The following is an 11,051-nucleotide window of genomic DNA, read 5'->3' as shown; positions in this document are numbered from 1 at the left end:
ATAAATTCAGAAATAAGTAAATAGATTTACAGAAAAAATACAAAAAATCACAAAAAAGTTTTTTTCTTGAAATTACCTATTGACCTATAATCTTTTCTTAATATATAATGAATTCAGAATTTTCAAAAAGGAGGGGTAGATATGAATTTTGAATTAGTAGATTTTATTTGGGAATCATCAAATGAAATTATTCCACCAGGAAAAAGCGAAATTATTCCACCAGGAAAAGGCGAATAAAATATAATATGTACTTTTATTAAAATAAAAGAAGAAAGGTAAATAACCAAAAACCTCTCTTCTTTTATTTATGAATATAAAAGAAATGAGGTAAATAATGAAAACACTACATCCTCAACAACAACAAATAATATTTGAAGGTTTAAATATATATCAAAAACCTTTCAAACATATATTTATAGATAAAGTATTATCTATAGACCTAGCAAACCAAATTTTACAATGGTTAAAACAAACTGATTTATTTATAAACAGAAATGAATTTAATAACAAATCAAATGAATTTATTATTAAACAAGAATATTGTCCTGAAAATCTAAAATCTTTTTTTTCTCCTAAAACATTAAAAATATTAAAAGATGAACTACAAAAAATATTTGAAATTGAATTTGAAGATAATTTCATATTATCAGCTGTTAAACACAATAAAGGAGACGGAACTTCTATTCATTCAGATTATGCCGAACCTACACAAAGAGATAATAATTTTTTTACACATAGATTTCTTATTTATCTAAATGAAAATTGGGAAGAACAAGACGGGGGAATGTTAGGGATTTTCTCATCTAAAAAACCATCAAGCTTAATAAAAACAATCCCACCTATACATAATACCGGAGTAGGAATTTCTTTTGGAAAAAACTCCTACCATGCCGTTGGAAAAATAAAGGATAAAAATCGATTTAGTCTAGTATTGACATTAAAAGCCGTTAATGGAATTTATGAAGAAGAGAATAAGAGGAACATAGATTAAATTCTATATTCCTCTTTTATTTTTGCTTTAAATTCACTATTTTTAAAGAATTGATTTACATTAACGAACTATGTATCTTTTTATACCTCACATAATCATAACAAGGGAATGCTTGTAGACTGATCTATACTGCATTCCCTTATTGTATGTATGCTATATTTCTATTCTTCTTTTTCCGACATTAGAACCCTACATAAAATACCAGCCAAATTTACTTTTTAAACAAACCGAAAAAACCTTTCCGTTTTTGTTTCTGATTTTGTACCTGCATATCTCTAATGTTTTCAAGCAATAACTGATCTCGTTTCTCTAGCTTCTTCTCTATAAAAACTTCTAATTCACTGTTTTTCCCTTCTACTTCAGTTAACTTTTTCTCCGTATTCTCTAAATGTTTTTTTGTCGTAACCAATTCATTCGTAATTTCTTGTAGTTTCTGAACGAGTGCTTGATTAAATTGATTTTGTAACTGTTGATTTTCTAATACTTCATTCAGTTTCTTTTCTAATTCTGATTTTTCTTCTTTTGAAACAAACGAATCAAGTTCTCCGTTTCGCCATGACCGAACTTGATCGTAAGACCATTTTTGGGCCTGTATTTTTTCTTTTATTGCTTTTAATTCTTCTATATTTTCCTTCGAGTATCTACGATGTCCTCCCTGACTTCGCTCCGTTTGTATATTAAATTCATTTGACCATACCTTTAACAAATCGGGTGTGATTCCTAAAAGATCCGCAACAATTTTCGGTGTGTGCATTTCCGATTTTAGTTCCAATTTTTATTCCTCCCCAAAAAACGGAATACGTTTTTTACTCAAAAAACAAGATTAAACCAACATTCCATTCAAAATCGGAATGTACTTACAACCGATATGAAAACCGATTTTAAAAACGATTTAATTTCCGAAATACATTCCGATTTTACCACCGATATGTATTACTTCTCGATAATAACATCAAAATCTTTTTTCTATATACAAGATTTTATGCAAAAAAAGAATAGCAGGATCCCCAGAATCCCCGCTATATCAACGATGTATAAAATCATGTATAAAAGATAAATAAACAAAAAGACAAGGAACCTTGTAAACACAAGGATTCTATCAAAGTCTTTGCTACCGATAATAGGGCGTTATGTTAACTGAATATGTATAGAGTATTCACCTGAAGACTTAAAATAAAGTTAAATTAAATTATGATTTAGTTGTCATAATAATTGAACGTGGATAGAATCCCAATTTCTCATAAAACGATACAGCTTCATTCCCGTACACTACTGTTAATTCAATTTCATATATTTGTTTTTCTTTAAACCATTCCATTGCACTATTCATTAATTTCAAACCCAATCCGTTTCTTCGGTATTTTTCATCAACAAATAGAACCTCGATCTTCCCGCTTACTTTTTTACCATATGCTATATAAAATCCTAATATATTGTCCGTTTCCGCTTCAATTAACAATTCGATCCCATATTCTCCATACTTTAAGTTTTTTTCATATTCTTTAATACGTTCCTCAAATGTAATTCTTGGATAATCACCAGAAAAAAATTTTGATTTACTATTATGGTATTCATGCAATTTATCTAATGGGTTTCTTAACACTTCTATTTCTTCGAGTGTTATCTGTTTATTAATAATTTCCATTCTTTCACATCTCCAGTAATGTATTTTTATTTAAGTATAGAATACTGTACTTCCTATATCGATAATTATGTAAACACAAAAGTCCTCCAGTTAAACAATCCGGAGAACTTTTAATAGTTTTCTAAGTTATCTTCCAAATACACTCAATCCTAAATAAATCAAACTATAACTAATTAAAGCACTTACAAGCATCAAACCTATTTTTAATAATTTGTCTTTTATATTAGGCTTTACTTCACTTACAGGTTTTCCCTCTATAAAATCAACTATTTGACGATAAGTTTTTAAATTATGCTCTTTTTTTATGTTTTCAACTTGCTGTGATGAAAACATAAGCAAAATCGTAAGTATCAAAGGTATTATAAGACCGTAATAACCAAAAAAGTAAAATACAGGTGCAATAGAAATAGGAAGTATAATCATTGATGCTAACATGATGTAACTCCACTTAAAGAAAGTTGATTTTTGAAGTTCTTCTTTCATGATCTTTACATCTCCTTTAACTAAATCATCCAGGGAGACATTAAAGAGAATACTCATCATTAGTAAATTATGAATATCTGGATAGTTCCTTTCATTTTCCCAATTAGAAATAGATTGTCTGGAAACATGAATTTTTTCTGCTAACTTCTCTTGGGACATATTATCCCGTTTACGAAAATATTGTATTTGTCTACCAATGTTCATCTATACATCTCCCTTAAGTTTGAGGTTAAGTTAAAGGCTAATTATAGACTACCAAATTTCTTTATAATAACGTGATTCTAAGGTGTAAAAATGTTTTATCATGCTATTTACCCCTGTTTTTGGGTGTGAGTGCTGGCTCGTCGTGTGGGGACGAAACCCCACATAGCGTTAATTTCATATAGAAAAAGAAGAATACTTTGAACGGAAGAACTGGCGGTTCAGCTGGTACAATTGCTGATCCAAGTCGAGCAACTTAACCCCGTTTTTGGTCTGTTCGGCTTGGCGAAAGCTAAAAACCAGCCGAAAAAAGTTCCGCAAGGACAGAAAAAAAAAGAAAAGGCGATAGCCTTTAGGTGAGGATTAACGAACCGACTTTTCTTTTTCTGAAGGTGGAGATTTTTGAGCGTTATTTGCTCAAAAATACTACCTGTTCCTTGCGGAACTTTTAGCCTTTAATAATAGTGATAATAGAGAGCATCTACAAAAAACGTGTGAATCCCTTGATATGACTGGGTTGAATACACTTTTAAGGGTGTGACGTTTTCGTCACACTTTTAAGTCTTTTTGTGACGTTTTCGTCACACCTAAAAAAATACAAATAAGTAAAATACATATAAAAAAGACTATATCAAATTGATATAGTCTAAAAAAATCTAGCTGGTAATTTTACCTTTTTACCATTTTGATCTTTAAGATTTTTCAAAGAATATTGAAACAATCTCATCGTTAATTTATCAAGTTTCACTTCATTTTTTCGAGGTGCACAAATCATTATGTAAGGATTTACCACCCATGTTCTAGGACTTACAGTGCGACCATTTTCAATAATTTGTCCAGCACCTTCTGGATTAAGTAAAATTTCTTTTTTCTTTAATGAATTCATAACCAAAGAAGTTTTTTCTCTTGATTTCCCTATCATTTCAGCAATTTCAGAAACAGTTGCTGCTTTTGGTAACTCATAATCTTCCTCAGCACTCTTTCGTTTCCTTTTAAATTTATCATCTCTACAAATAATAACATTACTTCTAAATTCCAAATAAGCTTGAATTCTAAATAAAAAACTTTCTTCCGCTTGAGTTAAATAACCAATACTATTCAACAGATCTAAATTTCTGTGCATTACTTGATTAAATGGCTCTCCTGCAAATGGATCTTTATTAGTTCCAACATAATGATCTTCTCCAGTTAATTCTTTTAACTGTTGTAAAAGAGACTTTTTTAGTTCTTCAGCTTGATCTCTTTGTTTTCCATCTTTCTCAAAATCTCTTTTTCTAGCATTTCTATCAGCTTGATTTAAAGCTTGTCCCAATTCTTCATTCATTGTTAATTCCTCCTCTAAATTGAGGGAATCAACAAAAACACCTATTTTTTGCTATTTGATTATAAAACAAATTATGATAATCTATAATCAGATAAATGAAGTCTAGGTATTTTCGTAGAATACCCTATAAAAAGAGTCATGTTCCAGCATGGCTCTTTTTTTCATTCTATCACGTTTTCAATAACCTTGAAGATAAAAACAAAGTTTCCCTATTTTTTTACCGTTCCCTATCAAAATCTCGCTGTCTGCTCATTTCTCTCTTATATTCACGTTCAAATTGATTATCTACTCCCTTGCTATCCAATTCATTTTTAACAATCCCTCTAAACACCTTAAATTTCTCTTTAAAAGCTTTTTTCGTCTGTTGATACAAAACTCTTATATTCTCCTTCAAATCCTTTATATGAGTTTTTAATGAGCCTATTTCAGCATTTAATTTTCTATTCTCCTCTTTTAACTTTAAATTTATCTTTTGGGATTCTTTTAAAGAGTCATGTAAACTATCAACTTGACGATTCAATTCCTTATTTTCTTTTACCAAATCCGTATTCTGCAAACGCTCATAATCTGTTTTTACAGTGACTGCTGCAGTTATCAATTCTTCTACTTTTTCGAGTTGCTTTGGTGAAAAAACATAATTGCCTGTTTCTTTTTCAATAATTTCAGGTTTACCAATTAATTTTGGCTTTACCTCCGTCTTGATCTCTTTCTTTTTGGGCTTTAGCGTAATCTTGCTATCCGGCAATCTCTTGCTTATCTCCGTAATTTGATTCTCTATGTTAGAAACAGCTTCAGCATATTCTTTGTATTGACGGACTTTCATATATTTATGGGAACCCACATTGGCACGTTCAAAATTTGGAATTTGTTCTTTAGCCAAAGATTCAATATAAGCCGTTTCTAATTGTCTCCAATTCGCAATTAGCTCCGTCCCTTTTCCTTGTATGCCTTGTTGTTGCAAGGCTCTATCCATTCCGACACGCCTCGTTAATCCTCGACTACTTTCGAAATGCGGTACATAGTTAATATGTAAATGCGGATTTGCTTCATCATCATGTAAAACCATGTTATAGACTACTAGATTTGGATTTCGCCCTTGAAACGCCTCTGCATACTGTTTTAACGCTTCTTTTTTAGCTTCCCTATACTTTGGGTCATCTTTACCCTCCCCAACCGCTACAACCAATTCTCGTTGCTCATGTGTCTTTTCATTTTTATGTATTTTGTCATAGTAGTCCTGAATCTTACGGTCATTTCGTTTTTGCTTCTCATTATACTTGTCCACCGCTTCTTGAAAGACATCCTTGTATATACTTCGGATGTCCTTTTGAACAAAATAGATATTCTCTTCTAACCTGGATGGATCAATGCCAGGATTCCCATGAATGTTTTCTCTGTTATTATGGCTTAATGAACTTTGGTGAGATTGATTAAATGAGATAGAGAACAACATAAAGTGCCACCACTTCCCTTAGATGAATTGATACAATAAGTCTAGCAAGGCGACGAAATTGTGTCAATTGACGTAACCCTATACGTATTTTGACACTAACGCATCAAAATCAATAGGGGTCTGCGACGCTTTTCGGCTGTGCCGAGCCATGCTAAGCATGACAAAAACAAACCTTGGGCTTTGCCCAAACCCACTGGGGATCTCTTCCCCAGCCCCCATCAATCGAACTCCCCAACCCCTCAATCCTTGAGGGGCTCCCTCGCCGGTTAGCAGGAACAAACGTAGTTTGTTCAGTGCCAAGAGGGTTTGGGTGTAGTGCAATTGGTCAAGTCAAATACTCCCTTTGCTTCGCTAGGTCCGTTTTGATTGACCTACACCACTTTTTATACCTCTACTTTAAAAATTTGTTTAATCCATATGCTTCCTAAATAACGCCCAATTCTACATTAATTAATGAATAAAACATAATACTTCCTTTATCTAATTTTAAAATATTACTTCGTTCAAATTAATATTCCAAAATAAGGTTTTTGTAATATAATATAGTTTCTTTTTCTTCTTCATAGCTATCTAAATAACCTAATACTTTTAAAACAACTACAGCAAATTCTACATAAGCAGAACCAGTTGCTGTAATAATGCGACTGTCTACTGTAACACAATTTAATTGTTTTTTTGTCCAATCATGTAAGTTCTCTACTTCCTTAACTTTTGAATTTAAAGAAGTAGAGAACTTAATATTATTTAAAACACCTGAGGCGCCCAATAAAGCAGATGCTGAACAAATACCAGCAATCCACTTATTCTCATATCTAAATTCCTTTATTAAATCTAATAATTTTTGATTGTTTAATAGTGGGAAAATATTACCTCCAGGTATAATTAAGATATCATACTGGCTAACTTCAACTTCACCTAATTTTAATTTCGGAACAGTAAAAAAACCACTTTCTCCTTCTATATAAGGATCATCGGAAACACCTACAGTTTCAATATAAAATCCCTTATCTTTAAGAAAGAACGATAAAATATTAATTTCAAATTCAGCATATCCATCATAAATTAAAAAAAGAGCCTTTTTCATAAAATTTCCTCCTGTTAATATTTAGTTAGACCTACTACTCACTCTGACATTTAATGTATCCCCAACTCTTAATGCCATCATTGGTATTGGATTTAAAGTACTACTCTCCGTCCTTTTCAATTTAAAACGTTTTAATATAGTTACCAAAACTAAAATCAATTCCATCATTGCAAAAGATTGTCCAATACACTGTCTAGGTCCTAAACCAAAAGGCAAATAAGCACCCATCTTATCTATTTTAGTATTATCCCATCTATCAGGATTAAAAGTTTCTGCATCTACAAAATTAGATTCTAATCTATGAAGAACCCAAGGACTTATCAATATATTGGTACCTTCATCTACTTCATATTGTCCAATTTTAGTATCCTTCATAGCTACTCTACTTAAAACCCAGGCCGGAGGATATAATCTCAATGTTTCTTTTATAACTTTATTCGTATATACAAGGGATGGAATGTCTGAAAAAGAGAATTTTCCATCTTTAGTTACCATCTCTATTTCCTCATATACTTTCTTTTCAACTATCGGATATTCCGAGAGTAAATAAATACACCATAATATAATCTCAGCTGTTGAATCATGACCAACAATTAAAAAGGTCATAATTTCATCTCTAACTTGCTCAGCAGTCATCATCTCATTATTATCATCATGAGAATTTAATAACATTGAAAGCAAATCTTCTCCAGATTTATTATTTGTTTTTCTTTTATAATCAATTATTTCAAATATAACAGCATCTAAATCTGAAATCGCTTTATTATATCTATGATTTTTTAATGTAGGAATAAACGTAGGAATCCCCTTGTAAAAATAATCCATTACTTTTTCCAAAGATTTTCCAATTAAATCCGCCTTATCTCCAACTTTACAATCAAACATTGTTTTCCCAATAATAGATAAAGTTAATTTCATAATATCAGGAACAATATTTCTAATCTCATTATCTTTCCAATTATCAATATGTTCTTCCGTTAAATTAACCATCACATCTGCATAATAAGGTATTTTATCATGCTTAAAAACTGGCTGTATAAAACGTCTTTGTTTAATCCAATTTTCATCTTCATTAACAATTAAACCATTTCCTAAAAGTCTTTTATTTTGATTCACTACAGATTTAGGTTTTTTAAACAATTCATTATTTTTAAGTACAAACTTTACATGTTCTACATTACTTAATAATACAACAGAATTATAAGCAAATTTCAAATTTACATATTCACCATAATTACGAGCACAATCCAAATAAAAATTCAAAGGATCTTTTCTCATTTTTAATAAATGACCGAACAAAAAATTAGATTTAGGACTAGTTAACACACTCTCCATCATTAAAAACTCCTCTCTTTACAAACTTTCTTTTTGTTCTTTTGATCCTACCTTAGAGGAATAAACTGTATAAGCTCCTATTAACCAAATCGCTCCTTCTACAAACATTATTAATAAAGCAAAAAATCCATCTAAAAATCCCCAAGATAAAAAAGAATACTGAGTAACAGCATAAACAGAACGTTGAATAGCTACATACATAATTGGTAATTGATAAAATAACAGCATAAAAATTGAAACAAAGACTCCTATAACATATAAAACACTAAACCATTTTACTACTCTTTTTTCCTCATCTGGAATTTCAGTCCAAAAAATTCTGGATTCTTTTGAACCTATAAATTTAGACAAAAAAACTCTGGAAGTGTAATGTAAATTAGGAATATTCTTATAATTTATAAACACATAATACAAATCTGTTTTAATAAATAAAAACAAATGCATACCAAGCTTCAAAAATACTATAATACCAATTAAACGAGATATTCCATAAAAAATACTTTGTTCTAATAAAATGAATTGTAAACAAAAACTAATAAATAAAGCGAAGAAATCCCAAAAAATACCACCCAAAAAGGGGACATACCGTTTTTTCTTTTCTTGTCCCCATAATGAGGTCATATCTGCTTCAACTACCAACCAATATAAACGTAAACTCAATCTAAATTTCACATTAGCTCCTGCTTTTAATGCAGCAAGATAATGTGATAATTCATGAAAAAAAGTTAAAATCCAAGAAATAGAAAAGAAAACTAACATATTCAAACCAATATTATTGAAAAGAAAAAAATCCGTATAACTAGGTAAAAGTTGTGGGGATAAGATTAACATTATTAAACAAAATATAGGAAACAAGCAATATAAATATATTACCTTTTTATTAAAAAAAACATTTGATAATGCTAATAAATACTTATTACTTCCTTTACCTTCCAAACTATACCATTCTATACCATCTACTCTAAAAATTAATTTTAATCTTTTAAGACTATTAACAAAATCTAAAACATCTATTTCTATTTCTTTCTGCTCTATTAAAATCTTTTCAATCATTTCAATAGAATGTTTACCATCTAATAAATTTATTATTTCAATAGCTTCCACAGGAACTCTAATAAAAATCTCTCTTACAGGATCCCCAACCGTAAAATCTTCTCCTTCTTTTTGTATTGATAAATTCACTTCAACTTTTGACTGATGTGATATTTTCATCGACATAAGATTCACCCTTAGCAATCTTTATTAATTCTTCGATATCTATCGGTTCTAATTCATTTTGGTTAGACTTCTTACTACAAGTAGGACAATCTTCAATTTTACTCCAACTTCCACTCTTCTTTATTTCAAGAGTTCTTGTATCTAGTGCCATAGAAGTTGAAAAATCAGTATGTTTAGCATATCCAGTAAAATATCTAGCAATTTCTGAACCTAATATTCCTCCTAATAAAGCAACATGTGGAGAAAAAGATGTATTTCTACCATCAAATTTTGTTTTATAAGCTAATCTAATTTGATGCTCAATTATCGGTTCATTTCTAATTGAATTAATCAAAAAGCAATCGTAACAACCATTATAAGTAGGATTAATTAATTGCCACATAATTTTCAAATTACCTATTCCACCCTGTATAAAAGGAATACCAAAATAATTACAAACAGCATTAACCCATCTTGTAGCTAATATAGGAGGTTGATCGATACCATTAACAACCAAGTCAACATCCTTTATCACCTCAAATAATGAATAAGCACTATTTATTTTTTTATTAAAGACTTTCATATCTACATTACTATTTATTTCTTCAATTTTATTCTTAATTACATCAACTTTTAGTTTCCCAATATCATGCTCAGTATATAAAAACTGTCTATTAAGATTACTTAATTCTATAGAATCATAATCAACTCCTACAATTTTGCCTACTCCCATTCCAGCTAATTCTGCTAATAAAACATTAGCACCTCCTAAACCTAAAACTGCTACAGATGCATTTTTCAACTTATCTTGATATTCATACTTACTCTTACTAATAGAAGAAAAATTAGAAAAATAATTTATATTAGCCCGATATCTTTCTAATTCTAAAGTATCTAAAGAATGATTATTAGAAGAATCACTTTCAATCAAACCATTGTTATCTAACATATTAATTAATTCTTTAAGACTTTCAAAATCTATATCTAAATCATTACTAATTTTATCTATAGAAAAAGATCCATCTAATTTATTTAAAATATCAAATATAATTCCTTCTTCATCTGGTATCTCCCAATAAGAACCATCAAGCCCAACACGAATTATTCCTTCAATATATGAAATTGGTTTATAAATATCTTTTAATTTAGGATAAAACAAAATACACATCTCCTTTCATGAATAAAACAGGTCGTGTTAAGTATTAAACACGACCTGTTAGTCAATTTTACCAATAATGACAAGGCATTAAAGTTGAAAGTTTTTCAACCATACGAATTTTAATTTTCTTTTTCATATGAATTCCTCCTAATATTGAGTTTTTTCAGAAAATTTGATAC

The 11,051-nt window shown here is 29.9% G+C and carries 10 protein-coding genes; 1 reads left to right on the top strand and 9 read right to left on the bottom strand.

The window, feature by feature from the left end:
- Nucleotides 1–334 precede the first annotated feature (334 nt).
- A complete protein-coding gene (locus RBB48_RS30875; RefSeq protein WP_306008791.1) occupies nucleotides 335–991 on the top strand; it encodes a 2OG-Fe(II) oxygenase family protein in 657 nt (218 codons plus the stop codon).
- Between the two features lie 211 nt (nucleotides 992–1,202).
- Here RBB48_RS30875 and RBB48_RS30870 read toward each other — a convergent pair whose 3' ends face one another.
- The 9 genes from RBB48_RS30870 to RBB48_RS30830 all read right to left on the bottom strand — a co-directional run bounded on the left by RBB48_RS30870 (nucleotide 1,203) and on the right by RBB48_RS30830 (nucleotide 10,872).
- A complete protein-coding gene (locus RBB48_RS30870; protein WP_306008790.1) occupies nucleotides 1,203–1,763 on the bottom strand; it encodes a MerR family transcriptional regulator in 561 nt (186 codons plus the stop codon).
- Between the two features lie 417 nt (nucleotides 1,764–2,180).
- A complete protein-coding gene (locus RBB48_RS30865; protein ID WP_306008789.1) occupies nucleotides 2,181–2,636 on the bottom strand; it encodes a GNAT family N-acetyltransferase in 456 nt (151 codons plus the stop codon).
- Between the two features lie 126 nt (nucleotides 2,637–2,762).
- Entirely contained in the window at nucleotides 2,763–3,323 is a 561-nt protein-coding gene (locus tag RBB48_RS30860) for a helix-turn-helix domain-containing protein (protein WP_306008788.1), read from the bottom strand.
- Between the two features lie 643 nt (nucleotides 3,324–3,966).
- Nucleotides 3,967–4,644, bottom strand: a complete 678-nt coding sequence (locus tag RBB48_RS30855; protein WP_001985840.1) for a hypothetical protein — start codon at nucleotides 4,642–4,644, stop codon at nucleotides 3,967–3,969.
- 217 nt (nucleotides 4,645–4,861) lie between these two features.
- Nucleotides 4,862–6,097, bottom strand: coding sequence for a plasmid recombination protein (locus RBB48_RS30850; protein WP_306008787.1), 1,236 nt, complete (start codon nucleotides 6,095–6,097; stop codon nucleotides 4,862–4,864).
- A gap of 508 nt (nucleotides 6,098–6,605) precedes the next feature.
- Nucleotides 6,606–7,181, bottom strand: coding sequence for a DJ-1/PfpI family protein (locus tag RBB48_RS30845; protein WP_306008786.1), 576 nt, complete (start codon nucleotides 7,179–7,181; stop codon nucleotides 6,606–6,608).
- A 21-nt stretch (nucleotides 7,182–7,202) separates the two neighbouring features.
- The gene (locus RBB48_RS30840) at nucleotides 7,203–8,516 is read right to left on the bottom strand and encodes a cytochrome P450 (protein ID WP_306008785.1); all 1,314 of its coding nucleotides are present in this window, start codon (nucleotides 8,514–8,516) and stop codon (nucleotides 7,203–7,205) included.
- An 18-nt stretch (nucleotides 8,517–8,534) separates the two neighbouring features.
- Nucleotides 8,535–9,734, bottom strand: coding sequence for a PqqD family protein (locus tag RBB48_RS30835; protein WP_306008784.1), 1,200 nt, complete (start codon nucleotides 9,732–9,734; stop codon nucleotides 8,535–8,537).
- On the bottom strand, nucleotides 9,700–10,872 hold the full coding sequence (locus tag RBB48_RS30830) for a HesA/MoeB/ThiF family protein (protein WP_306008783.1): 1,173 nt from the start codon (nucleotides 10,870–10,872) through the stop codon (nucleotides 9,700–9,702). Before RBB48_RS30830 ends, RBB48_RS30835 begins: the two co-directional genes overlap by 35 nt.
- Nucleotides 10,873–11,051: the final 179 nt, after the last annotated feature.

Origin of the sequence: Bacillus sp. MMSF_3353, assembly GCF_030733445.1 — a bacterium.
GTDB lineage: Bacteria > Bacillota > Bacilli > Bacillales > Bacillaceae_G > Bacillus_A > Bacillus_A wiedmannii.
Note: the sequence above shows the minus strand (reverse complement) of the source record. Positions and strands in the feature narration are given on the sequence as shown.